22 protein-coding genes are annotated in these 23,729 nt (G+C 68.9%); 8 read left to right on the top strand and 14 right to left on the bottom strand.

Annotated features, from left to right (window positions below; genetic code table 11):
• The first annotated feature begins 377 nt into the window (after window positions 1-377).
• Window positions 378-1,445, top strand: a complete 1,068-nt coding sequence (locus KOI35_RS08685) for a phosphotransferase (RefSeq protein WP_215785489.1) — start codon at window positions 378-380, stop codon at window positions 1,443-1,445.
• Between the two features lie 639 nt (window positions 1,446-2,084).
• Here the strand turns inward: KOI35_RS08685 and KOI35_RS08680 are convergent.
• Both KOI35_RS08680 and KOI35_RS08675 read right to left on the bottom strand, forming a co-directional pair.
• On the bottom strand, window positions 2,085-3,047 hold the full coding sequence (locus tag KOI35_RS08680; protein ID WP_246612654.1) for a D-alanine--D-alanine ligase family protein: 963 nt from the start codon (window positions 3,045-3,047) through the stop codon (window positions 2,085-2,087).
• 8 nt (window positions 3,048-3,055) lie between these two features.
• A complete protein-coding gene (locus KOI35_RS08675; protein ID WP_215785487.1) occupies window positions 3,056-4,360 on the bottom strand; it encodes an aminotransferase-like domain-containing protein in 1,305 nt (434 codons plus the stop codon).
• A 164-nt stretch (window positions 4,361-4,524) separates the two neighbouring features.
• Between KOI35_RS08675 and KOI35_RS08670 the strand changes: the two genes are divergently transcribed.
• Complete coding sequence (locus KOI35_RS08670) at window positions 4,525-5,193, top strand: GNAT family N-acetyltransferase (protein WP_215785486.1); 669 nt, start codon at window positions 4,525-4,527, stop codon at window positions 5,191-5,193.
• Here KOI35_RS08670 and KOI35_RS08665 read toward each other — a convergent pair.
• The 8 genes from KOI35_RS08665 to KOI35_RS08630 all read right to left on the bottom strand — a co-directional run bounded on the left by KOI35_RS08665 (window position 5,190) and on the right by KOI35_RS08630 (window position 13,874).
• Window positions 5,190-6,338 (bottom strand): N-acetylmuramoyl-L-alanine amidase, encoded by a 1,149-nt coding sequence (locus KOI35_RS08665; RefSeq protein WP_215785485.1) that lies wholly within the window; start codon window positions 6,336-6,338, stop codon window positions 5,190-5,192. The two genes, KOI35_RS08670 and KOI35_RS08665, sit on opposite strands and share 4 nt — an antisense overlap.
• Window positions 6,339-6,438: 100 nt before the next feature.
• Complete coding sequence (gene trxA / locus KOI35_RS08660; protein ID WP_215785484.1) at window positions 6,439-6,762, bottom strand: thioredoxin; 324 nt, start codon at window positions 6,760-6,762, stop codon at window positions 6,439-6,441.
• A gap of 25 nt (window positions 6,763-6,787) precedes the next feature.
• Window positions 6,788-7,747 (bottom strand): thioredoxin-disulfide reductase, encoded by a 960-nt coding sequence (gene trxB, locus KOI35_RS08655; protein WP_215785483.1) that lies wholly within the window; start codon window positions 7,745-7,747, stop codon window positions 6,788-6,790.
• A 138-nt stretch (window positions 7,748-7,885) separates the two neighbouring features.
• Window positions 7,886-8,725, bottom strand: a complete 840-nt coding sequence (locus KOI35_RS08650) for an RsmA family anti-sigma factor (RefSeq protein WP_215785482.1) — start codon at window positions 8,723-8,725, stop codon at window positions 7,886-7,888.
• Window positions 8,722-9,411 (bottom strand): RNA polymerase sigma factor SigM, encoded by a 690-nt coding sequence (gene sigM, locus KOI35_RS08645; RefSeq protein ID WP_308120861.1) that lies wholly within the window; start codon window positions 9,409-9,411, stop codon window positions 8,722-8,724. Before sigM ends, KOI35_RS08650 begins: the two co-directional genes overlap by 4 nt.
• 45 nt (window positions 9,412-9,456) lie before the next feature.
• Entirely contained in the window at window positions 9,457-10,989 is a 1,533-nt protein-coding gene (locus tag KOI35_RS08640; protein ID WP_308120860.1) for a protein kinase family protein, read from the bottom strand.
• A 200-nt stretch (window positions 10,990-11,189) separates the two neighbouring features.
• Window positions 11,190-12,953, bottom strand: coding sequence for a murein biosynthesis integral membrane protein MurJ (murJ, locus tag KOI35_RS08635; RefSeq protein ID WP_215785481.1), 1,764 nt, complete (start codon window positions 12,951-12,953; stop codon window positions 11,190-11,192).
• Window positions 12,954-12,989: 36 nt separating this feature from the next.
• On the bottom strand, window positions 12,990-13,874 hold the full coding sequence (locus KOI35_RS08630; RefSeq protein ID WP_215785480.1) for a hypothetical protein: 885 nt from the start codon (window positions 13,872-13,874) through the stop codon (window positions 12,990-12,992).
• Between the two features lie 57 nt (window positions 13,875-13,931).
• Between KOI35_RS08630 and KOI35_RS08625 the strand changes: the two genes are divergently transcribed.
• A complete protein-coding gene (locus KOI35_RS08625) occupies window positions 13,932-15,365 on the top strand; it encodes a CCA tRNA nucleotidyltransferase (RefSeq protein ID WP_215785479.1) in 1,434 nt (477 codons plus the stop codon).
• Here KOI35_RS08625 and KOI35_RS08620 read toward each other — a convergent pair.
• A complete protein-coding gene (locus KOI35_RS08620) occupies window positions 15,362-16,450 on the bottom strand; it encodes a TolB family protein (RefSeq protein ID WP_215785478.1) in 1,089 nt (362 codons plus the stop codon). The genes KOI35_RS08625 and KOI35_RS08620 overlap by 4 nt on opposite strands.
• On the bottom strand, window positions 16,447-16,941 hold the full coding sequence (locus KOI35_RS08615) for a SigE family RNA polymerase sigma factor (protein ID WP_215785477.1): 495 nt from the start codon (window positions 16,939-16,941) through the stop codon (window positions 16,447-16,449). Before KOI35_RS08615 ends, KOI35_RS08620 begins: the two co-directional genes overlap by 4 nt.
• 333 nt (window positions 16,942-17,274) lie before the next feature.
• Between KOI35_RS08615 and KOI35_RS08610 the strand changes: the two genes are divergently transcribed.
• Genes KOI35_RS08610 through KOI35_RS08600 form a run of 3 tightly spaced genes read left to right on the top strand, consistent with a single transcriptional unit; the run spans window position 17,275 to window position 18,340 of the window.
• The gene (locus KOI35_RS08610; protein ID WP_215785567.1) at window positions 17,275-17,730 is read left to right on the top strand and encodes a methylated-DNA--[protein]-cysteine S-methyltransferase; all 456 of its coding nucleotides are present in this window, start codon (window positions 17,275-17,277) and stop codon (window positions 17,728-17,730) included.
• A 47-nt stretch (window positions 17,731-17,777) separates the two neighbouring features.
• The gene (locus KOI35_RS08605; RefSeq protein ID WP_215785476.1) at window positions 17,778-17,957 is read left to right on the top strand and encodes a hypothetical protein; all 180 of its coding nucleotides are present in this window, start codon (window positions 17,778-17,780) and stop codon (window positions 17,955-17,957) included.
• Window positions 17,954-18,340 carry a hypothetical protein gene (locus KOI35_RS08600; protein WP_215785475.1) on the top strand — a complete coding sequence of 129 codons (387 nt, stop codon included), beginning with the start codon at window positions 17,954-17,956 and terminating at the stop codon, window positions 18,338-18,340. The genes KOI35_RS08605 and KOI35_RS08600 overlap by 4 nt, the downstream gene beginning before the upstream one ends.
• Before the next feature lie 61 nt (window positions 18,341-18,401).
• Here KOI35_RS08600 and KOI35_RS08595 read toward each other — a convergent pair whose 3' ends face one another.
• Together KOI35_RS08595 and KOI35_RS08590 are read right to left on the bottom strand one after the other, a co-directional pair.
• Window positions 18,402-19,481 (bottom strand): inositol-3-phosphate synthase, encoded by a 1,080-nt coding sequence (locus KOI35_RS08595; protein WP_215785474.1) that lies wholly within the window; start codon window positions 19,479-19,481, stop codon window positions 18,402-18,404.
• 20 nt (window positions 19,482-19,501) lie between these two features.
• The gene (locus KOI35_RS08590) at window positions 19,502-20,134 is read right to left on the bottom strand and encodes a PadR family transcriptional regulator (RefSeq protein ID WP_215785473.1); all 633 of its coding nucleotides are present in this window, start codon (window positions 20,132-20,134) and stop codon (window positions 19,502-19,504) included.
• Window positions 20,135-20,294: 160 nt separating this feature from the next.
• Here KOI35_RS08590 and KOI35_RS08585 point away from each other — a divergent pair, with 160 nt between their 5' ends.
• Window positions 20,295-20,765 (top strand): DUF5318 domain-containing protein, encoded by a 471-nt coding sequence (locus tag KOI35_RS08585; protein ID WP_215785472.1) that lies wholly within the window; start codon window positions 20,295-20,297, stop codon window positions 20,763-20,765.
• Between the two features lie 375 nt (window positions 20,766-21,140).
• On the top strand, window positions 21,141-23,720 hold the full coding sequence (locus tag KOI35_RS08580; protein WP_308120858.1) for a transglycosylase domain-containing protein: 2,580 nt from the start codon (window positions 21,141-21,143) through the stop codon (window positions 23,718-23,720).
• Window positions 23,721-23,729 lie beyond the last annotated feature (9 nt).

Here is a 23,729-nt window from a genome sequence, read left to right as displayed (position 1 = left end):
TGGATTGTGTGGGGTGGAAGAAGACGAGGGCATAAGAGTTAATGAGGAGTGAGGGGAGGTGAGGGGTGGGCACGTGCGAGTATAGGTATGTGCGAGCAGAGGGGGGCGTACGAGGACGTGACCGGCGGCGGGGTGATCGGGCGGGGTGATCGGGCGGGGTGATCGGGCGGGGTGATCGGGCGGGGCGATTCCGAACGCTGGACGTCAACAAAGGCACACGGGGTTGGCCAGGTGGCTAGGGGCGATTGAGGAAAGTGAACGAGAACGAGTCGTGGAGTGGGAGCGGGGATCTAGCGATGGTGATCGGGCGGGTGGTGGGCGGGTCGGTCAGGCGTCGAGGGTCGATTGAGGAAGAGGACTGAAAGCGGCGGGAGGCGATGGTGATCGGGCGGGTGGTGGAGCGGTTCGGGCTGGGGCGGCTGTCGGGGAAACCGGTCGCGGTCTCGGGCGGGCTGTCCAATGAGCTGTGGCGGGTCCGTACGGAGAATGGCGAGTTCGCGGTCAAGCGGATGATCGTCAACGCTCGGGAGCCGCGATTCGTGGCTAACGTCGAAGCCGCGTTTCTGATCGAGCAGCGCGCATGGAACGCCGGGGTGCCCATGCCGGAACCGATCGCGGAGCCCGGAAGCGGCCGGGCGCTCATCCGAGCCGAGGGCGATTCCGAGCATGATTCCGCGGGCGATTCCGAGGATGTGGTCAAGGGTGGGCTCTTCCGGGTGCATCGGTGGGTCGATGGCCGGGCGGGCGCCGGCGACCCTGATCAGGCGGCCGAGTTGCTAGCGACCATCCATGCCGCCGGCCGGCCACGATGGGAGGCCACCCGGGCAGACGTCACCCGGGCAGACGTCACCCGAGCAGACATCACCCGGGCAGACGTGACCGGAGCCGATGTGCAGGCGCCGCTGACGAAGGCCCACCTCGACGGCGACGGCCCGATCACCTTGCACCTGGTCCACACCACCCGCGCAGACGCCACCCGACAAGACGAGGCGACGCCCCGAGACCCGGATCTGGTCGATCTGGTTCGACGGGTCAGCCGAGGGCCCGACCGAATGCTCGTCGTCGACAGCCACCAAGACCTTGATCGCAAGAACACTCTGTTGCGCTCGGACGGGACGCTGCTCGCGCTGGACTGGGATGCCGCCGGGCCGATCGGTGCGGTTCCGGAGGCCGTGGGGCTCGCACTCGACTGGGCCGACGGCGATCGTGACGCGTTCGTGCGGGCGGTCACGGCTTACCGAAGGCGCAGCAGGATCCGAGTCGAGGCGCAACCCTGGATCTTCGGCGCGTGGGTGGACGCGGCAGTGGGATGGCTCGACTACAACACTCTCCACCGCGCTGGCGAAGACCTGGGCCGGGCCGAGATCGCCGCCACCACGACCCGGCTGAACGCCTTGGCCCGCGATCTCGACAGTTGGCTGGACGCTCTGGCAGGCAGCGCCTAGACATCCCACGTGCGTAAGAAGTCAAGCAGCGTTGGCCAGCGGTTGTTTCTCGGTGGCTGGCCAGGCGGTGGCTTTGTCGTAGGTGGTGTGGTCCCGTAGGCAGCCATGTAGGAGGCCCACGAGGCGGTTGGCCAGGCCGCGCAGGGCTTGGTGGTGGGTGTGGCCTCGGTCGCGGTGGGTGTCGTAGTAGGCGCGGGCGCCCGGGTGAGCGTGAGAGGGTAGCGAAGGCTTGCAGGTAGAGGGCGTCGCGCAACAAGCGCGCCGCGCAACACGCGCTCAGCGCAACAAGCGCTCAGCGCAACAAGCGCCGCGCAACAAGCGCCGCGCAGCAAAGCGCGCCGCGCAACAAGCGCCGCGCAACAAAGCGCGCCGCGCAACACGCGCTCAGCGCAACACGCGCTCAGCGCAACAAGCGCTCAGAAGCAAGTACCCGACGAACCGCCCGAAACGACGTGACGGCCCGGGCGACGCCGACAAGGAACAGCGGCAACGCCGGCAATGGACCAGCGGCGACGCCGGCAATGGAACGGCCGCGAAGGGGAGAGCGGACCAACGGCGACGCCGGCAAAGGAACAGCCCGCGAAGGCGAGAGCGGACCAGCGGCGAAGCCGAGAGCACTCGACGACGCGTACGGCGAAATCAGGAACTTGATCTGGCGACAGCCCGCTCGACCAGCGTCTGCAGAATGCGGCCCAGGTCTTCCCCCGCCGCCTGCACCGCGAGCGGCAACAACGACGTCTCAGTCATGCCGGGCGACACGTTGATGCCCAGCACCTGGGGCGAACCGTCGTCGGCGACGATCAGGTCGACACGGGAAAGGTCGCGCAGGCCCAGCGCCTTGTGCGCGGCCAGCGCCGTCTCGGCCACCTGCGCGGCGACCGACGGGGACAGCCGGGCCGGCGTGTGCCAGGTCGTGAGGCCGGCCGTGTAGCGGGCCGCATAGTCGTAGACGCCGTCGCGGGGGACGATCTCGACGATCGGCAGGGCTTGCGGGCCCGAACCGAGGTCGACGATCGAGACCGCCACGTCCATGCCGGGCACGAACTTTTCGACGAGGGCGGTCGAGTCGTAGGCGAAGCAGCCGACCATCGCCGGCGGCAGCGCGCTCTCTTCCCGTACGACCGCCGCGCCCAGACCGGAACCGCCCTGGGCCGGCTTGACCATCAGCGGCAGGCCCAGGCGGTCGACGATGCGGTCGAGCACCGCCACCGCGCCCAGCTCGGAGAACCGGTCGTGCGGCAGCGCCACCCAGTCGGGCGTCGGGATGCCGGCCTCGCGCAGCATCGACTTGGCCGATGGCTTGTCCCAGGCCAGGCGGGCGGCCCGCGCGTCGCAGCCGACGTAGGGGACGCCGCACAGGTCGAGGACGCCGCGGAGCGAACCGTCCTCCCCCGTCGCGCCGTGCAGGGCGATCACCACGGCGTCGGGCGGGTCTTCCTGCAGCGAGGGCAGCAGCGATACGTCGGCGTCGCGCATCTCGGCGTTCAGACCGGCGGCGCGCAGCGCGTCGAGCACCCGGCGGCCCGAGCGCAGCGACACGTCTCGCTCGTAGGAGAGGCCACCGGCCAGGACCATCACGCGCACATCGTCACCCGCAACCATGGAGGAGATCATGCCAAGTCGGGGCCGGGGGCGTCCGCGGCGGCCGTGCCCCGGCGCCGGGACGGAGCCGACGCACCGCCGAAGACCGCCCGCATCGCCAGTTCCTGCTCCATCACGCCGGACAGTCGGCGGATGCCTTCGCGGATGCGATCGGGCGACGAGAACGAGAAGTTGAGCCGCATGTTCGACCGGCCGGTGCCGTCGGCATAAAACCCTGTTCCCGGTACGTAGGCCACGCGCGCGGCGATCGCACGGGGCATCATTGCCTTGGAGTCGAGGCCCTCGGGCAGGGTCGCCCACACGAACAGCCCACCGGTCGGGTGGGTCCACGACGAGCCGGGCGGCATCAGGTCGCGCAGCGCGCCGAGCATGGCGTCGCGCCGTTCGCGGTAGATCTCGCGATAGACCTTGATCTGCTCCTGCCACGGCATGGTGGCCAGATATTGCGTGACCGCACCCTGCGCGAACGCACTCGGGCACAACACGTTCGCCTCGCTCATCATCACGAGCTTTTCCCGTACGGCGTGGGGCGCGAGGATCCACCCGACGCGCAACCCGGGGGCGAACGTCTTGGAGAAGGTGCTCACGTAGAACACGCCCTCGCGACGACGGGCCCGCAGCGGGCGCGGCGCCTCACCTTCGAACGACAACATGCCGTACGGGTCGTCCTCCACCACCAGCAGGCCGGCGCGCTCGCAGATGTCGAGCACCTGTTCGCGCCGCTCGTCGGTCAGGGTGACGCCGGCCGGGTTTTGGAACGTCGGGATCGTGTAGAGGAACTTGGCCCGGCGGCCGGATCGCGCGACGGCGGCGATCGCCTCTTCGAGGGCGGCCGGGATGAGCCCCTCATCGTCCATCGGTACGTGCTGCACCTGGGCCTGCGCCGCCTGGAAGACGCCGAGCGCGCCGACATAGCTGGGGCCTTCGGCCAGCACCACGTCGCCCGGGTCGAGGAACAGCCGGGCGAGCAGGTCGATGGCCTGCTGGCCGCCGACGGTGACCACCACGTCGTCGGGGGACGCGCCGTGGATGCCGGACAGCGCCATCACCTCGCAGATGCGCTCGCGCAGGTCGACCGTGCCCTGGCCGATGCCGTACTGCAGGGAGCTGGCGCCCTGCTCGGCGGCGAGCTGGTTGAGCATCTCGCCGACCGCGTCGAGCGGCAGGGCGGCGATGTAGGGAGAGCCGCCGGCCAGCGACACGACCTCGGGACGACTTGCCACTGCGAACAGTGCGCGGATCTCGGAGGTGGTCATGCCACGCACCCGGCGCGCGTACCGGTCGGTGTAATCGTCCTGGGTTGTGCCGGTCATGCGGCTTCACCTCACGAGGTGGGAGACAGTCCAGAGAATCGTAGCCGCGCCCTGCGACAGAAGCCCTCGGTTAACCGGGCACTGTGCCCGAGCTGGTCCCGTTCATGAGTATTGCGGCGTAGGATCCCACCGGGAGCGGGCCGGGAAACACGCTGGGGGGAAGAGTGTCACGACGGCTGGTCAACCTCACGCTGGACACCCTCGAGGACCTTCCGAGGCCCTGCCGCCAGTGCGTTTACTGGGAGCTGGACCCGGTTGCGGCCGAGCGGGCCTGCGCCTCGGGTGATCCCGGCCTGGAAAAGGAGGCGTGGGTCTCGCAGACCCTGCTCGAGTGGGGTTCGTGCGGCAAGCTGGCCTACGTCGACGGCATGCCGGCCGGTTTTGTGATGTACGCCCCGCCCGCCTATGTCCCCCGTTCGATGGCCTTCCCGACCTCGCCCGTGAGCGCCGACGCCGCCCTGCTGATGACCGCGCACGTGGTCGCGTCGTTCGCCGGTGGTGGGCTCGGCCGCATGCTGGTGCAGGGCGTCGCCCGCGATCTGACCAAGCGGGGCGTCAAGGCGATCGAGGCGTTCGGCGACGCGAAGTTCGGCGAGGCCGACGAGGAGAAGCAGCCGGGCTGTGTCGCGCCGGTCGACTTCTTCCTTTCCGTGGGGTTCAAGACGGTTCGCCCGCACCCGCGCTTCCCGCGGTTGCGGCTCGAGCTGCGCACGGCCCTGTCGTGGAAGTCCGACGTGGAATACGCGCTGGAAAAGCTGCTCGGTTCGATGAGCCCCGAGACGTTGCTGCGACCGGTACGCCCGGCCACAGCAACGCGCAACGCGGAGAACTAGGTCCGGTTGGCGAGCGCCATCCGCAGCTGGCGCACGTCGATCGAGCCGGTGGGCACATCGGCCTCGACCGGGTAGTACATGCGCTGCACGGCGGCCAGGATCGCCTCGACGATCTGCTCGCGGAACAGCGGGTTGACCAGGCGATCACGGTCGGTGGCCGAGGTGAGATAACCCAGATCGACCCGTACGGCGGGCATGCGCGTCAAACGCAGCAACTCCCACGTCTTGGCGTGGATGCGGCAGTCGCGCATGCCGGTCCGGACGACGATCTCGCGCTGCACGAGGTTGGCCAGCCGCTCCCCCACTGTCGAGCTCAGGCCGCTGCCCGTGCCGTAGTGGTAGGTCGCCACCCCGTCGGCCGCCTCGTTGTCGTGGCCGTCGAGGTGCAGCGAGATCAGCAGGTCGGCGCCGAGGCTGTTGGCCAGCGCGGCCCGGTCGGCGCCGTTCATCGGCTCGGCCGGGTGCGGCCCGCGGGTCAGGTGCACCCGCATGCCGGCCGCGGCCAGCCGGCCCTCGAGCCGGGAGGACAGGTCGTAGACCAGGTCGGCCTCGTTCCAGCGCAGCGGCCCGTCGGGCACCACCACGCCGGTGTCGTCGCCGCCACCGTGGCCCGGGTCGATCACGATCGTCTTGCCGACCAGGTTGGTGCCGGCCTGCCGGAACGCCTCGGCCTCGCGCAACCACTGCGGCCGGCCGCCGACCACCTTGCGACCGAGGCCGCGCAGCGCCTTCATGGTCTGGGGGCCGCACGATCCGTCGGGCGTGAGGCCGACTTCGCGCTGGAACTGGGCGACCGCGCGGGCCGTGCGGGGGCCGTAGATCGAGTCGGTGCGGCCGGCGTCGAAGCCCATCTCGAGCAGACGCTCCTGCAGGGTGCGCACATCTTCGCCGACCAGCGCGTCGGGGACCGAGTGGAACAGGGTGCGCGCGCCGAGGCGCCAGCGGGACGCGTCGAGCGCACCCCACGTCTCGTCGCCGACCAGGCCGTCCACGCCGAGCCCGCGACTCTGCTGAAAGGCCCGCACCGCGGTGTCCGTGGCATCGTCGAAGGAGTCTCCGGCTGTCTCCAGCAGTTCCAGACCGACCAGGATCGATCGAATCTCGGCAACGGCCGGGCCGCTGTCTCCACGTCGGATGGAACGCACGCGCGACTCCCTTGAACGAAGAACAACTCCGGGCAGCGTACTCCGTGCGACGAAAGACGCCCCGCACCCTGACGGGGACGGGGCGTGGATCGCGAGCGACCTAGAGGGACGACTCGATGAAGTTGACGAGAGCACTCTTGGGCTTGGCGCCGGTCACCGAATTGACCGGCTCGCCGCCCTTGAAGATGGTCAGCGTCGGCACCGACATGACCCGGTAGGCGCGCGTGGTCTCCGGGTTCTCGTCGATGTTGAGCGCGACGATCTCGACCTTGTCGCCCATCTCCTTGGCGATCTCGTTCAGCAGCGGGTCGACCTTTTTACAGGGCGCGCACCACTCCGCCCAGAAGTCGACGAGCACGACCTTTTCCGACTGCAGTACGTCGGTCACGAACGTGGCGTCGGTGACCGTCTTGCCTGCTCCCACTGGGACCCTCCTGGCCTTGAGACTTCTACAGCTCGACGAATGAGGCGATGAAGCGCTCGGCGTCCAGGGCCGCGGAACACCCCGTGCCGGAGGCCGTGATGGCCTGGCGGTAGGTGTGGTCGACCAGGTCGCCGGCGGCGAACACGCCGGGAATGTTGGTGCGGGTGCTCGGCGAGTCGACCTTCACGTAGCCCTCGTCGTCGAGTTCGATCTGGCCCTTGAACAGCTCGCTGCGCGGGTCGTGACCGATCGCCACGAACACGCCGGTCACGTCGAGGACCTTCTCCTCGCCGGTCTGGGTGTTCGAGATGCGTACGCCCGAGACTGTGCCGTCGTGGCCCAGGATCTCTTCGACCTTGGAGTTCCACTCGACCTTGATCTTCTCGTTGTTCAGCGCCCGCAGCTGCATCACCTTGCTGGCCCGGAACGAGTCGCGCCGGTGCACGATGGTGACCGTCTCGGCGAACCGGGTGAGGAAGGTCGCCTCCTCCATCGCGGAGTCGCCGCCGCCGACCACCACGATGTGGTGGTTGCGGAAGAAGAAGCCGTCACAGGTGGCACAGGACGAGACGCCGTGGCCGAGCAGTTCCTGCTCGCCGGGGACGCCGAGCGGGCGCCAGGCGGAGCCGGTGGAGAGGATGACGGCGCGCGCGAAGTACTGCTTGTCGCCGACCCACACCGTCTTGAGGCCCTCGGTGCCGGCCTCGGTCGGCTTGTCACCCAGCTCGACGCGGGTGGCGTCGTCGGTGATGAACTCGGCGCCGAACCGCTCGGCCTGGGCGCGCATGTTGTCCATCAGCTCGGGGCCCATGATGCCCTCGCGGAAGCCGGGGAAGTTTTCCACCTCGGTGGTGGTCATCAGGGCGCCGCCGGACTGGACGCCCTCGATCACGAGCGGCTTCAGATTCGCCCGGGCGGCATACAGCGCCGCAGTGTATCCGGACGGTCCCGAACCGATGATGATCAGATTGCGGACCTCGTCCACTGCCGACTCCTCAAGTCTGCTCTTCGCCGGGAGATCCCCTCGGCGACACTGCACGCTAGAACGCCATGCTAGGCACCCAACATTCCCGCGTACGCAGTCGTGGCCGACCTCACGCGGGACGATGCTCCGGGGTGTCGTTCAGCCTACCGGCACCTGGGTGATGGTGTCGGCGTCGCCGGCGGGCGTGCCGCAGAGCGGGCCGACGGCCCACGCCCAGGAACCAGCGCTGCCGCTGAACCGGACAATCAGCGCTGGAGCGCCGTCGAAGCGGGCGTAGTCGACGGACCGCACGGTGATCGAGCCGCCCTGCTCCTGCTGGATGGCGGCCAGGCAGTCGTCGAGCGCCGCCGGGTCGAGCAGACGGGACAGCGCGGACCCGGAGGCCATCGAGCGCTGCGGCTCCGACTGGTCGACGCCGAGGCTGCTCTTGGGCGCGTTCATCGGTTCGACCGGCTCTTGGGCGAGGGTCGCCCGCGTGTAGTCGGTGCCGGTGGTCTTGGTAATGATGCCGGCGTCGAGAGCCGTGCTGTTCTCGGCGGAACCCCCGGCCGAGCTGGCGGTGTCGGCCGCCGAGTCGTCCGAGCCGCGGCCGATCAGATAGTCGGCCCCGAAGCCGACAAAGGCGATGAAACCGGCGGCGATGGCAATCGGGGTGGCCCAGCGCATGCGTCGGTTGCGCTTCTTTTCCCGTACGCCGTCAGGCGCTTCCCCTCGCACGACGGTGAGCTGCGGGACGGGCGCGAACATCGCGTCGACGCGGGCCGCCACATCGTCGGGCATCTCGACCGGTCCGAAGCTCGCGAGCTCGGCCCGGACCACCTCGATCCCGCCGCTGAGTTGCTCGTACGCCTCTCGCCAGGCCGGGTCGTCGGCGATCAGCGTGGCCACCGCGGACTCGTCGGGGGTGCCCTCGAGCGCACCACCGATGTAATCCGCCAGCAGGTCGATGTCGACCCCGCCGAACTCGGCCCCGGTCACCTCTGGTCCCTCCGATCGCGCCCGCCGGGCGGTGGCTGCACCGCACCCGGTCCGGATGGGACGGTCTGGGTGGCGTCCTGGTTCCCACCCGGCGCGTGATCGGCGTCTCGCCCTCGCAACTCACCGAGGGCCAGCGCCATCCGGGCCCGGCCGCGCGCGCACCGGCTCTTGATCGTGCCGACCGCGACGTCGAGCATCTCGGCCGCCTCGGCGACCGGATAGCCCTGCACGTCGACCAGCACGATGGCGGCCCGCTGATCGGCCGGCAGATCGGCCAGGGCCTGGCGCACCAGCAGCGCGGTCTCGTGATCGGTGGCCGGCGCGGCAGGCTCCACACCGGACGGCCGGTCGTCCGAGCGGTTGCCGTCGGGCAGCGGCACGGTCGGGTGGGCCTGGCGCTTACGAATCCGGTCAAGACACGCATTTACCACAATGCGGTGCAACCAGGTGGTGACCGCGGCATCGCCCCGGAACCGGGCGGCGTTGCGGTGGGCCGAGAGCAGCGCATCTTGCACCGCGTCGGCTGCCTCCTCACGGTCGCCGATGGTGCGCAGCGCCACCGCCCAGAGCCGGTCACGATGACGGCGGACCAGCTCGCCGAACGCCTGTTTGTCGCCCTCGACGTGGGCACGCAGCAGCTCGGCGTCGCTGGGCGCGACACCCTGCTCGGCGTCCCCGGAAGTCACGCCAGCAATCTAACCGGATGGGTCGGGTGAACGGGTACCCGACGCTCAGTACCCGAAGACCGAGATCTCCTGGACGCTGACCTTGAAGCCGCCGCCCTCGTCGGCCGCGGGCAGCTTGGTCAGGAAGACCAGCACGTAGCGGTAGGTCTGGTCGGGGTCGAAGACCGAGAACACCTTGCGGTTGCCGTCGGTCACCGTCTCGGTGTCGCCCAGCCGCTTGTAGGTGTCCATGATCTTCTGGTCGCCGGCCGAGGTGTCGCCGAAGTCGTCGGTGCCGGTGCGGATGTCCATCGTCACGCCCGGCTGCGACATCTCGACCTGCACCTCGGACAACTTGCGGGCCGTGCCGAGGTCGATCAGCACGCCCATGCCCGGCTTGAAGTTGCCGAAGTTGGCCTGCTTGAACCGCTGGGTCTCCCACGCGGTCTCGTCGTCGCCGTCGACTGTGTACTTCGCCTCACCGGTGTCGTCGCGGCCGCCGTCCGGCGGGTCGACGATGCGCACCATGTCGGCCGTCAGCGGGATCTTCTTCGGCTCGGGCGCCGGGGCCTGGGTGTCGTCGGTCGAGCCGCCGGTGTTGCTGCCGGCACCGGCCTCGGTGGTGGTCGACGGGCTGGAGTTGCCCGAGTCGCTGATCGCCTGGATGCCGAAGACCAGCCCGATGACGGCGATGACGACGAGCGCCGCCACACCAAGGATGATCTTGCGGGTGCTGCGGACCGGCTCGGTCGTCGCGCTCTGCGTGAACCGCAGCGGACCGGCGTCTTCATAGTCTTCCTCGGCCGAGGCGTCGAGACGCGCCAGCTCGGCGGTCAGCGAATCGGCCTCGGGCACGGCGACCCGGGTGTCGAGCAGGTCCATCGTCAGGTCGTCGAGATAGGCCGGGACGCCGGCGCGGATCTGGCGGGGCGCGGCCGGGCTGCCGTTCGCATCGCGGTTGGCGTCGGGCAGCGCCGAGTTGCCGACCTCGGAGTGCGGCCAGTGACCGGTCAGCGCGAAGTAGAGGATGCCGCCGATCGCGCGGATGTCGCCCTCGACGTTGTCGGCCGAGTCGGCGCGCGCGTCGGCCAGCACGACCCGGCCGTCGTCGCCGATCAGCGTCGTGCCGGGGTGCACGTTGCCGTGCACCATGCCGGTGGCGTGCACGGCGGCCAGGGCGTCGGCGATGGAGTGCGCGATCGCGGTGGCGCGGGCCGGGTCGAGCGGGCCGTCGGTGCTGACCAGCTCGCGCAGCGACTCGCCCTCGACCCACTCGCGCACCACGTAGGCCCGGCTGCCCTCGTCGATCGCGTCGTAGACGCCGACCAGGTTGGGGTGGATCACGCGGCTCGCGTCGACCGCGGCCTGAAGCATCTCGGCGGCGGAATCCCCGCCCGGATAACGCAGAACGACGGCGACCGGGCGGCGCAGGATGACATCGATGCCGCGCCAGACCTGACGGCCGGCGCTGTCATCGTTGACGTGCTGCTCGAGCTGGTAGCGCTCGGCCAGGATCTCGCCGACGGTGGGCGAACCGAAGGTCATGACCGGTCCGTCCGCATCGGCCGCGGTCTCGTGGCCTTCGCCGACCTGGGTCACCAGTCCTCCTCGGTGCGCCTCGTGAGCATCGGGCACGCATCACGGTGCTCGGTGCAGATGACTATGTGCGAAGAGCACATGCCGACACCGACCATACCCGCCCGGGGCCATCCGGCGGCAGGTCGTCCCCCCGGCGCGGCAACCTCGCCCGCGGCCCCGCCTGGAGCCCGAGTGACCCCTGGGACAGCTGAAACGGCTGGTCAGCGGCCGAGTTTGCGACGCACCATCCCGATCACCTGGCTGACCTCCTGAACCCGCAGCACGGTGGCCGCGCCCAGGTAGGCCACCAGAATCACCGCGCCGCCGGCGAGCAGTTGCAGAATCGCCTCGCCGCGGCCGCTCGGCGCGCCCGCGCCGGGCAGGAAGTGCACGACCAGGAGGCCGAGCGCGGCGGCGATCGCGGCGGCGATCACCACCTTGATCAACGCCACCGCGACCGAGCCGAGATTGAGCCGGCCGATCTTGCGGCGCAGTACGGCCAGCGAGATCAGCGCCGAGACCGCGTACGAGATGGCGTTGGCCGCCGTCATGCCGGCCGCCGAGAGCGACGCCTCGAGCACCTCGGCCAGAACGAAATAGGCCGCGATGCGGACCGCCACCACCGGCAGGTTGATCAGAGCGGCGGTCTTGTTCCCCTGCAGTGAATAGAAGGTGTAGGTGCAGAGGTAGCTGATCGACAGCGGGATCACCGCGAACGCGGCCACCACGAGCACGGTGCCGGTGGCCAGGGCGTCGGCGTTCTTGAAGGCGCCGCCCTGGAACAACATGACCGACAACGGAACACCGAGCACGGCGTAGACCACCGAGATCGGGGCCAGCGCGACGGTCACCAGCCGGATGGCCCGGCTCAGGTCGGCGCTCACCTCGGCGTAGCGACCCTCGGCGGCGGCCGCGCTCATCTTCGGCAGCATCGCCGTCATCACCGAGACGCCGATGATGCCGTGCGCCATCGTGACCAGCAGGAAGACGTTGTTGAAAGCCAGCGTGCTCGCGCTGTCCTGACCGGCGACCCGGTTGAGGATGCGGACGACGACGAAGACCGCGACCTGGTTGGCGGCCACGTAGCAGAGCATCCAGCCGGCCAACTGGCCGATCTCGCGCAGGCCGAGCGAGCGCGGATCCCAGCGCCACTTCCAGCTGAAGCCGACCGTGCGCAGCGCCGGGAGCAGACCCGCGGCCTGCGCGATCATGCCAAGCAGCATGCCGCCGCCCATGACCGCGACCTGGGCGGGCGTCACGTCGGCGGGGCGCAGGTCTCCGGCCGTACCGAAGGAAACGATGAAGACGCCGCACGCCGCGATCACCACGAGGCTGTTCAGGATCGGCGCCCAGGTCGGCGCGGCGAAGTGGCCACGCGTGTTGAGCACCGCGCCGATCAGGCCGGACAGGCCGGTGAAGAAGATGATCGGCAGGATCCAGTAGGCGAAGTGGGTGACCAGGCCGGGATAGGCCGGGTCGGTCGAGTCGCCCGCCTGGATCCAGGTGATGAGCGGCGCCGCGATCACGACCAGCGCGGTCGCGATGCCGAGGGACACCACGGCGAAGGTCAGCAGCTTGCGGGTGAACTCGAGGCCGCCGTCCGGGTCGGCCTTGCGCCGGCGGACCAGCAACGGCACCAGGACGCTGGTCAGGATGCCGCCGAGCAGCAGTTCGTAGATCTGGCCGGGCAGGAACTGGGCGCTGGTGAACGCCGAGCCGATCCAGTTGCCGAGGGTGATGCCGATCAGCGCGTTGCGGACGAAGCCGATGATCCGGCTGACGAAACTCGCGACGGCCATCATCGCGCTGGCGCCGACCGTGCTTCCACCCTCGGGGGGCGGAACCTCCTCGGGCGGCAACGCCTGGCTCTCGGCGGCCGCGGCCCCGGGGAACTGCTCGTCGACCGAGATCACCGTGACGCCGTCCTCGGGCCTCAGCGGTTCACCGTCGGAAGCGTGCGCGCTGCGGTAGATACCGCTGTTCACCGATCCTCCCGAGCCTCGTACGGAACCCTTGTCACCTTAAAGGGCCACGGCTCGCAGCATCGTGCCCGGCTCGGCACCGGCCAGGGTCTCCACCATCCAGCACGCCTCGGCCGTGACCAGGGGCTCACTCAGCGCGTCGAGCACGGTCGGATGGTCGCAGCCCGCCTCGGTCAGGGCACCCAGCAGCTCCGGAACCGGGCGGAGATCGCCGTTGTCGAGGATGCGCCGGGCGATCGGGTGCGTGTCGGCGTACCACTGCTGAGCCGGCACTGCTCGCAGGTGGGCGTCGGCCCGGCGGATCAGATCGGCCAGGTCTTCCCGGGGGAAGCGCGACCCGGTGCGTACGTCGCGAACCGCTCTTTCCGGACGACTGAGCTCGGCGATCGAAGCCTCGTCGAGCACCTGCGGCGACATCGGGGCCGGGGCGGGCCACCAGGCCTCGCTGGTGAACAGGGGAAGAGGAGCCTGCTCGGGCCCGGTCGGCTCGGCCGGCGGCACCTCACGGCGCAGCGACCGGTACGCCGCCTCGCGGGTCGCCGCGATCTCGGCTTCGTCGTCGTCGGCGGTGGCCGGCGCGAACGGGGCCAGCAACGCGACGACCAGGCCCGGATGCGGCAGAGTCGGATCTTCCCAGGCGATCACCCGGGCGCACAGGTCGAGCTCCCACCAGCGCAGCGCGGCCGGGCCGGGCTCACCCGGAAGTGCGTAACCCAGCTGAACGGGCTCGCTCGACGCCGGGACGCGCAGGCCGAGGGCACGCTCGCCGGTACGCCGATCGAGGTCGAGGACGAGCGCGTAGCCGCCGGTGACCGGGAAGCTCGTGCGTAGGCCGCCGGGCTCGTCGTCGCTGGTCACGTCGCTTTCGCCGGCCCAGAACGCCGGATCTTCGGCGAGGCGGAGCAGCGTGTCGGATACGGGCACCCGCCCATCCTGCCCGCTCGCAGACGGCGTTACCAATGCAGATAGGCTGGCCACCCCATGTCTGTGTTGAATGCCGCCCAGAAGAACGCGGTCGCCGAGTTGCTGCGGGTCTCCCCTCTCGCCGACGAGCTGGGGCGCCTGTTCGGCGCCGCCGGCCATGAGTTGCACCTGGTCGGCGGTTCGGTGCGCGACGCGCTGCTGGGCCGGCTCGGCGACGATCTCGACTTCTGCACCGATGCGCGCCCCGAGCAGACCCTCGACATCGTGCGCGACTGGGCCGACGCGATCTGGGAGACCGGCCGCGAGTTCGGCACCATCGGCATCCAGAAGAACGGTCTGCGGATCGAGATCACCACCTTCCGGGCCGAGGCGTACGACGGTGTCACGCGCAACCCCGTGGTCGAGTACGGCGATTCCCTGCTCGACGACCTCGAGCGGCGCGACTTCACGATCAACGCGATGGCCGTCTCGCTGCCCGGGCACGAGTTCACCGACCCGTACGGTGGCCTCGATGATCTTGCCGCCCAGGTGATCCGCACCCCGGCCGCACCGTCGCAGTCGTTCGGCGATGATCCACTTCGGATGCTGCGGGCCGCCCGATTCGCGGCGAAACTCCAGTTCACTGTGGATAAGCCGGTCATCGCGGCGATGCGGGACATGGCCGCCGATCTCGACCGGATCACCGCGGAACGGATCCGCGACGAGTTCACCAAGCTCATGTGCGGCGCCGACCCGATCGCCGGCCTGCGACTCCTGGTCGACACCGGCCTGGCCGACCGCTTCATCCCCGAGATCTCCGGGCTCAAGCTCGAGATCGACGAGCACGCCCAGCACAAGGACGTCTACGAGCACACGCTGATCGTGGTGCAGAATGCGATGCGCCTCGAGGGCGACGAGGCACCCGACTTCACGCTGCGGATGGCCGCGCTGATGCACGACATCGGCAAGCCGGCCACCAAGGCGGTCGGCCGCGACGGGCGGGTCAGCTTCCACCACCACGAGGTGGTCGGCGCGCGGATGACCAAGCAGCGCATGAAGGCCATGAAATACCCCAAGGACGTCACCTCCGAGGTGGTCGAGCTGGTCGGGCTGCACCTGCGGTTCTACGGGTACGGGCGGGGTGAGTGGACCGATTCGGCCGTACGCCGGTACGTGACCGACGCCGGCCCCCTGCTCGCCCGCCTGCACAAGCTGACCCGCTCGGACGTCACGACCCGCAACCGGCGCAAGGCGGCCAACCTGGCCGCCGACTACGACGCGCTCGAGGAACGGATCTCACGGCTGGCCGAGGAGGAGGATCTCGCACGGGTCCGTCCCGACCTCGACGGCAACGCGATCATGGAGCTGCTCGGGGTGGCCCCGGGCCCGGTCGTCGGCCAGGCCTGGCGTCATCTCAAGGAGCTGCGCCTCGACCGGGGACCGCTGACCCGCGACGAGGCCGAGGCCGAGCTGTTCAAATGGGCCCGCGACAACGGGCACCTCTCCTCCTAGGGCAGCCCCGCACTGATGGTCCGGCCACTGAAATCGGCCGGAAGCAGCATCTCCTCGTAGAGCTTGCCGTCGGCGTCGTAGAGCCGGGCGAACTCGTCGCCGATACCCAGCACCCCGCCGCCGGGCGTGAAGCGCGCGTTCCGCTCGGGGATGTTCCTGACCACCTTGCCGGTGGCGGTGTCCATGATCGCGGCGCCGTCCGTGGTCTGCACCAGAACCCGCCGGAGGTTGGGTGACCAGGGGCTTCCGCTGACCGGCACGCCGGGCACGTCTACCGTGGCGAGCGGCCGCCCGTTGCCGGCGTTGTAGACCAGAACGTTCTTGATCGTGTCGGCCTTCTCCTCGGACTGGGCCACGCTCAGGTCGCGCTGGGCGATCGCGATCGTCCGGCCGTCCGGCTGCCAGGTGAAGAAGCAGTCGTCGGGGCAGGCGGCGATCGCCTCGGGGGTCTCGTGCCGGGTCACGCGACCGGTCGCCGCCTCGACCACGGCGTAGCCCTTCAGCGTCGACAGCAGCAGGCGGGTGCCGTCGGGCGACCACTGCGGATCGAGCTTGTAGCCGACCTTGATCCACTTGATGCTGTTGTCGCCGCGGATGATGCCCAGCCCGTTGGCGCCGTCGCTGACCACTCCGGTGTTCTTCTCGGTCGCTCCCCACACCGTGTAGTAGTCGCCGCGTAGCGCGACGTAGCGGTTGGTGGTGCGGTCGAACACGACATTGCCGGTCGCCAGGGTGCGGCCGGCTGGGGCGTCCACGCCCACGTCGTTACGGCTGAGGGCGGTGACGATCATGTCACCGGGGAGCCGCACCGAGACATTTCCCCATGCGGTCGGGGCGGCTGTCGTGCGTACGGGGGAAGGGGTTGTCGCAGTTGGCTGTGGAGAATCGCGCTTCTGCTCCCGCATGACCACAAAAGGAACAACAGCCGTGGTGGCGAGGACGAGAACCGTCACCCCGGTCGTCGCCTGACGACGACGTCGGATGCGGCGGCCACGATGGCGCGCGACGTCGGCCAGATCGTTCGGATTCGGGGCGCGGTCGGCCAGGTCGTGCACAACGATTCGCACCTTCTGTTCCAGGTTCATCGCGACTCCTCCATCGACCGGGCGTGCTCCCGCAACTTGGCCAGCGCGCGCGACGCCTGGCTGGCCACCGTGCCCGGGCTGCACCCCAGCACCTGGGCCGTCTCCTCGACCGAGCGATCCTCGAGATAACGGAGCACCACCACCGCACGCTGGCGGTCGGGCAACGTCAGCAGGGCCTGCCGCAGCGCGAGCCGTTCCGCGACGTCCGGCTGGTGCTGCGGCATCTCGGGCATCTCGGCCATCGAGACCTCGCGCCGCCGGCTCGCCCGGCGCCAGCCCGAGATCCGGTCGTTGTAGAGGATCCGGCGGACGTACGCCTCGGCGTCGTCGGCATGGATGCGGGGCCATTTCGCGTACGCCTTGGCCAGCGCGCCCTGCACCAGGTCTTCCGCGGCCCGCGCGTCACCGGTGAGGGCATGCGCGATCCGGAGCAGCGACTGCCCCCGTTCCGCGACGAACGCGGTGAACTCCGCCTCGAGCGAATCCTTCACCCGTCACCTCCGCCCGGTAAGACGCCCGCCGACCGGAAACGCTTGCACGGATCGTCAATCTTTTACGGAGTGACCTGGCTCCTGTTCTTCCTACTTCCCGCGGCGGTCGTGGCGACGTGGGTCGCGTTGTGGTCGCGGGGCACCCGGCAGGCCCGGTTGTGGTTCGCCGCGCTCTCGGTCATCGGCACGATCCTGTTCTGCGGTTTCGCCCTCTACGCGTGGTCGGCGTGGAAGGAGCCGATGCCGCCGGGTGATGAGGGTGCCTACTGGGCGCGGAGCATGTCGACCACGGGCACCTCTGACTTGTCATACCCGGCAGGCAGAATCGGGGGCATGTTCGTCATCGACTCCCCCATCGGTCCGCTCGGTGTCTCCGTGTCGGGCGAGACCGTCGTGGGGGTTCACTTCGGTGCCCGCCCCGGTGCCGCCGGCTCACATCCGGCTGTCGCGCAGCTCGAGTCCTACTTCGCCGGCGAGCTCACCGACTTCTCGGTGCCGTTCGAGATGCGCGGGGGGTCCGAGTTCGAGCGCGCGGTGTGGGGCGAGATCGCCAAGATTCCGTACGGGGAAATGATCACGTATGGCGCGATTGCCACGGCTCTCGGCGATCCGGGGGCGGCGCGCGCGGTCGGCACGGCCTGCAACCACAACCCGATCCCGGTCATCGTGCCGTGTCATCGGGTGGTCGGGGCGGGCGGCAAGATGGTCGGTTTCGGTGGTGGGCTCGACCGGAAGCGCAAGTTGCTCGAGCTTGAGGCGAGGGTCGCGCTGGCCCGGGCCTGGGGTTGACTCATGCATATAGGCACTAGTACAACTGTCGCATGACAATACAAGGCATGCGGCCCGAGGTCGCACAGAGACTTCAAGAACTGACGACGAAGCCACGAGACGCTCCGACGATCGACCAGCTGATCGCCGCCTTCATGGCCGGCGCCGAAGAAACCGAGACCAGGCAATTGGCTCGTAAGGTCCTGGCCGAGCATCGCGATTTCTTCGAGCTGAACGGAGATCGATGAACGAGTCGGGCTGGCCGGATGCGATCGACTTGCTGCACCTGCTCGCCGAGTCGACCGGGCACGACTCGGGCGTGCGAGATGCCGGGATTCTGGTGGCCGTCGCCACCCGGCCGCATGTCGAGATGCTCGGCACTGTCGTCTATGCCACCCCGTTGAAGCGGTCGGCGGCGCTGCTGCACGGAACAGTGGCGTGGCGTCCGCTTCATCTTTGGAACAGTGGTCTGGGGTGGGGAGCGACCTTCATGACGCTTGCTCGCCAGGGTTTTGATCTTGACATCACGCCGTGGCAACAGATGACGATCACCGACGAGATCATGCAGGGCGAGCTGGACGACATCGACGCCGTCGCTGACAGGCTGGCGCCCTTCCTGCGCATCCGTTAGCGGGCGCGCAAAAGGCCGACCCGGAGTGCCCGGGCCGGCCTTTAAATGCTTTTGGTGCTGGTCAGCGCTCGATGTCGCCGCGGATGAACGCCTCGACGCTCTCCTTGGCGTCGTGGTCGTTGTACTGCACCGGCGGCGACTTCATGAAGTAGGACGAGGCCGAGAGGATCGGGCCGCCGACGCCGCGGTCCTTGGCGATCTTCGCGGCGCGGACGGCGTCGATGATCACGCCGGCCGAGTTCGGGGAGTCCCACACCTCGAGCTTGAGCTCGGCGTTGAGCGGGGTGTCGCCGAACGACCGGCCCTCGAGCCGGATGTAGGCCCACTTGCGGTCGTCGAGCCACGGCACGTGGTCGGACGGGCCGATGTGCACGTCGCTCTTCTGCATCTCGTGCGGGATCTGGGAGGTCACCGACTGGGTCTTCGAGATCTTCTTGGAGACCAGACGGTTGCGCTCCAGCATGTTCATGAAGTCCATGTTGCCGCCGAAGTTGAGCTGGTAGGTGCGCAGCAGCTCGACGCCACGGTCTTCGAACAGCTTGGCCAGAGCGCGGTGCACGATCGTGGCACCGACCTGGCTCTTGATGTCGTCGCCGACGATCGGGAGGCCCGCGTCGGTGAACTTCTGGGCCCACGCCGGGTCGGACGCGATGAAGACGGGCAGCGCGTTGACGAAGGCGCAGCCTGCGTCGATCGCGGCCTGGGCGTAGAACTTGTCGGCCTGCTCGGAGCCCACCGGCAGGTAGGAGACGACGACGTCGACCTCGGCGTCACGCAGAGCCTGCACGACGTCGACGGCCTCGACCGACGACTCCTCGATGATCTCGCGGTAGTACGTGCCCAGACCGTCGAAGGTCGGTCCACGCTGGACGGTGATGCCGGTCGGCGGCACGTCGGTCAGCGTGATCGTGTTGTTCTCGCTGGCGACGATCGCCTCGCTCAGGTCCATGCCGACCTTCTTGGCGTCCACATCGAACGCCGCGACGAACTTCACGTCGGATACGTGGTAGTCGCCGAAGGTCACGTGCATGAGACCCGGGACGCGGTCGTTGGGGTCGGCGTTCTTGTAGTACTCCACGCCCTGCACGAGGGACGAGGCGCAGTTACCTACACCGACGATGGCGACGCGGACGGAGCCCATCGCGTTTGCCTCCTTGTTCATCACGGCCGGTCCTGATGCGGACGCGGGGGTTCGGGGGGTGATTCCCCAGGCTCGGTGGCCGGGATATCGAGTTCCCCGGCGGATCCCGCCGGGGCTCGGCCGGAGCGCTCGTTGGTGATGAGCTCCTCCAACCAGCGGACCTCACGCTCGGCGGCGTCGAGTCCGTGGCGTTGCAGTTCCAGCGTGTACGCGTCGAGCCGGCCGGCGGCCCGGGACAGCACGTCGCGCAGCCCCTCCCGCCGCTCCTCGACCCGCCGGCGGCGGCCCTCCAGGATGCGCAGCCGGGTGGCGCGGTCGGTCCGGGAGAAGAACGCGAAGTGAACGCCGAAACCGGCGTCGTCATACGTCTCGGGGCCGGCCTGGGCCAGGAGGTCGGCGAACCGCTCCTTGCCGTCGGCAGTGATCTTGTAAACAACGCGGCCCCGTTTGCTGGTCATCGGGGGGATCATCGTCGGGTCGGACGCGGATTCGGTGATCCAGCCCGCCGTCTGAAGGCGCTTGAGGGTCGGATAGAGGGTGCCGTAGCTGATCGCGGCCCGGATCGTGCCGAGCTTGGTGGCGAGTTCCTTGCGGAGCTCGTACCCGTGCATCGGGGTCTCCTGGAGGAGCCCGAGAATCGCCAGTTCCAGCATTCGCGTACTCCCTCCCTATGCCCCGATGTATCGGCCCGATACATCGCTACCGTAGATCCGGTCGCCACAAGTCCGCAAGGTATTCATGATTGCGCTACATGCGCGCCACGCTGTGTGATGGCTGTCGCCGCTCGCCGTTGGACCGCGTACTCTCTTCGCCATGCGCACGCAGCGGCAGATAGTCGACTACTCGCTACAGAAGCGGGCAGTGCTGCGTGACGTGCACAACGGCAAGATCGGGACGCTCGAGGTCTGCGATGCCTCGCCATACCTCAAAAGCGCTGCTCGATTCCATGGCGAGCCGACCGACGAGCGGTGCCCGATCTGCCGGCGAGACAACCTGACGCTCGTGCACTACATCTATGGCGACGAGCTCAAGCAGACCGCTGGGCAGGCCCGCAAGCTCACCGAGCTGCCCGTCCTGGCCATGACGCTGCGTGAGTTCCAGGTCTTCGTCGTCGAGGTATGCCAATCCTGCGCGTGGAATCACCTGATCCAGCAGTACCTCCTGGGCCGGGACGCGCTCACCGCCGACGAACTCGATCGGGTCGAGGCCGTTGCCGCCTCGTCCGCCGCGGGCCGCCACCGCGAAACCGGGTTGTCGTCAGCTCGCTGGGACGGTCGCGGATGACGCTGATCGCTCTGGCTACCGTTGACACGACCCCGACCGGCACGCGCATCCAGCGCTCCAGCCGGTCATTTCCGACATCAGTCAGGGCGGCTGCCGGTATGCAGCCCGAATCGTCCGCCTGTGGCGTCGCTGGTGAGGGCCCCTCCAGGGCTGTCCTCGCGTGCGCTCTCGCGACCGAGGTGTGACCGCATGAACCCGTACGGCGAACCGCAGTCCTCGCGTGCCCGGGCCCGAGTGCCCGGGACCCCGCCTGACGACGATCAGCCACGTACTTACTCCGCCTCGGCGCGCCCGGCGGCTTCCGGTTCGGCTCGCCCGGCCCCTGACGCTTACCGCCGTGGGGCCGGTGGCCGCGCCTCTGTAGGCAGCGCCTCCGTGGGCAGCGCCTCTGTCGGCTCCGGCACCAGCGGGCGCGCTTCAGTCGGCTCGGCTTCGGTCGGCTCGGCCCGGGTCGGGGCGCGTGCCTCGGTCGGTGCGGCCGCCCCGCCCGGACGTGCTTCGGTCGCGCGTGCCGCCGTACGGCCGGGAGGGTCTGGCTTTGGTCCTCCGGACGGGCCGGACGATGTCGGCAGCCTCGGTGGCGGACGGTCGGGCCAGGGCAAGGACAAGTCGAAGGCGGCCAAGCGCCGCCGGCGGACGAACATCCTGACCGCCGCGGCGGCCGTGGTCGTGATCCTGCTCGGTGCCGGTGTGGTCGGCGGCACCTATTTCTTCGACGACGTCGACCTGCCGCCGGTGGCGAGCGAGGACCAGTCGAATGTGATCCTCGACTCCAAGGGCACGGTGCTGGCCAAGCTCGGCGAGCAGAACCGCACCGTCGTCCCCGAGGCGAAGATCAACAAGGTGGTCGAGCACGCCGTCGCCGCCGCCGAGGACAAGAACTTCTACAAGCACCACGGCATCGACATGAAGGGCATCGTCCGCGCCGCGTGGAACAACTTCACCGGTGGCGACACGCAGGGCGCGTCGACGATCACCCAGCAGTACGCGCGGCACGCGGCCGTGCTGAAGGACATCAGCATCAACCGCAAGCTGCGCGAGGCGGTGATCGCCCGCAAGCTCGAGTCGAAGTACGACAAGAACCAGATCATGGGGATGTACCTCAACTACATCTACCTGGGTAAGGGCCGTTACGGCATCGAGGCCGCGGCGCAGGGCTACTTCGGTAAGTCGGTGACCACGCCGGCCGGGCAGAAGAACGCGATCACGCCGTACGAGGCCGCGGTGCTGGCCGGGATCATCAAGCAGCCCGAGCCGAGCGCCACCCACAAGGGCTACGACCCCACCATCAACCCCACCGACGCCAAAGACCGGTGGGAGTACACGATGGCCAACATGCTCGAGATGGGCTGGATCAGCAAGGACGTCTACGACAAGCGGAAGTTCCCGACGCCGATCAAGCAGCCGAGCAGCACGGCGAGCAAGAGCACGGCCAATAAGCCGGTCGGCATGGTCATGCGGCACGTCCGGGCCGAGCTGGCCGAGATGGGCATCAGCTCGACCGAGTTCGACAAGGGTGGCCTGACCGTCACCACCACGATCGACCCCGACGTGCAGAAGGCGGCCGAGGAGGCCGGCTCCCGCAAGAGCGAGAGCTCGCCGATGAACGACAAGCCGGCGACCTACCAGGCCGCGGTGATCGGCATCGACCCGAAAACCGGGCGGGTGCTCGGCTATTACGGCGGTGACGATCCCAACGGTCTCGACTACGGCGGCTACATGTCGTCCAACGGCGAAGAGATCATCGGTGGCCAGTCCCCCGGCTCGACGATGAAGATCTACACGCTGGCCGCGGCGTTGAAGGAGGACATCTCCTTCAAGACGACCTGGGACGGCACGAAGCTGCGCCCGAACGGCACGAAGATCAGCAACGCCGGCGCCGACCCGGGAACCGTCTGTAAAGGCAAGATCAAGTACTGCGACCTCGAGACGGCGACGATCAAGTCGTACAACTTCCCGTTCTACTGGATCGCCGACGGAATCGGCCGGGACAAGGTCATCGAGGCCGCCCGCGACGCCGGCATCCGCCACATGTACACCGACGACGGCAAGCTGGTCGACCTCACCAAGACCGACAAGTCGACGTGGGAGAAGACCGGCTACTTCGACAACGAGGTCGCCTTCGGTCAATATCGCGTGCCCCCGCTCGAGCACGCGGCCGGCGTCGCCACCATCGTCGGCAACGGCGTGCGCCACGAGGCCCACTTCATCAAGTCGGTGACCCGGGTCGACCCCGAGACCGGCAAGAAGTCGATCGTGGGCAGCGAGAAGCTGGACGGCAAGCCGGTCTTCAACGCCGACCAGATGTCCAACCTGCAGTCGGTCATGAAGGAGATCGTCCAGGTCGACAACCGCGATCTGCGCAACGGCCAGCAGGGCATCGGCAAGTCCGGCACCTGGGAGTTCAAGGAGGGCAGCGGTGACACCTGGTTCGTCGGTGGCATGCCGCAGCTGGCCGCGACGGTCTGGGTCGGCGGCGCCAAGAACAAGGTCGAGCTGAAGGAGTCCAACGGCCGCGACATGTTCGGCGCCGGCACACCGTCGAAGATCTGGAAGAAGTTCCTCGACGCCGTGATCAAGGCAAAGGACCTCAAGCAGGAGGACTTCCCCAACCGGGTCGAGACCGGTAATCCGGACAGCCCGTTCGCCAACGGCCAGGAGCCGCCCAAGGTCGAGACGCCGGCCAACAACGGCAACTGTGTGCTCGGCATCATCGGGCCCGGCTGCGGCCAGGACAACAACAACGGCGGCAACGGCAACAACGGCGGTAACGGTAACGGCAACGGCAACGGCAATGGGAACGGCGACGGGAACGGGACCGGCAACGGGGACAACAACGGTGGCAACGGGGACGGTAACGCCACCCCGTCCCCGGGAGACGGCAACGGGAACGCGCCGCAGACCCAGCAGCCGACGACCACACCGACGTTCGCGCCGGACGAAGGAAACGGCTAGCGGCCGAGC

This window comes from Paractinoplanes bogorensis (assembly GCF_018829635.1).
Classification (GTDB): domain Bacteria; phylum Actinomycetota; class Actinomycetes; order Mycobacteriales; family Micromonosporaceae; genus Actinoplanes; species Actinoplanes bogorensis.
Note: the sequence above shows the minus strand (reverse complement) of the source record. Positions and strands in the feature narration are given on the sequence as shown.

Bases quoted from the DNA above. Each gene is read 5' to 3' on its own strand.
- KOI35_RS08605 (WP_215785476.1), top strand. From the start codon at position 17,778: ATGCGGCCCGAGGTCGCACAGAGACTTCAAGAACTGACGACGAAGCCA.
- KOI35_RS08600 (WP_215785475.1), top strand. From the start codon at position 17,954: ATGAACGAGTCGGGCTGGCCGGATGCGATCGACTTGCTGCACCTGCTC.
- KOI35_RS08680 (WP_246612654.1), bottom strand. From the start codon at position 3,047: ATGGTTGCGGGTGACGATGTGCGCGTGATGGTCCTGGCCGGTGGCCTC.
- KOI35_RS08620 (WP_215785478.1), bottom strand. From the start codon at position 16,450: ATGAACCTGGAACAGAAGGTGCGAATCGTTGTGCACGACCTGGCCGAC.
- KOI35_RS08625 (WP_215785479.1), top strand. From the start codon at position 13,932: ATGTCTGTGTTGAATGCCGCCCAGAAGAACGCGGTCGCCGAGTTGCTG.
- KOI35_RS08675 (WP_215785487.1), bottom strand. From the start codon at position 4,360: ATGACCGGCACAACCCAGGACGATTACACCGACCGGTACGCGCGCCGG.
- KOI35_RS08585 (WP_215785472.1), top strand. From the start codon at position 20,295: ATGCGCACGCAGCGGCAGATAGTCGACTACTCGCTACAGAAGCGGGCA.
- KOI35_RS08610 (WP_215785567.1), top strand. From the start codon at position 17,275: ATGTTCGTCATCGACTCCCCCATCGGTCCGCTCGGTGTCTCCGTGTCG.
- KOI35_RS08685 (WP_215785489.1), top strand. From the start codon at position 378: ATGGTGATCGGGCGGGTGGTGGAGCGGTTCGGGCTGGGGCGGCTGTCG.
- KOI35_RS08590 (WP_215785473.1), bottom strand. From the start codon at position 20,134: ATGCTGGAACTGGCGATTCTCGGGCTCCTCCAGGAGACCCCGATGCAC.
- KOI35_RS08595 (WP_215785474.1), bottom strand. From the start codon at position 19,481: ATGGGCTCCGTCCGCGTCGCCATCGTCGGTGTAGGTAACTGCGCCTCG.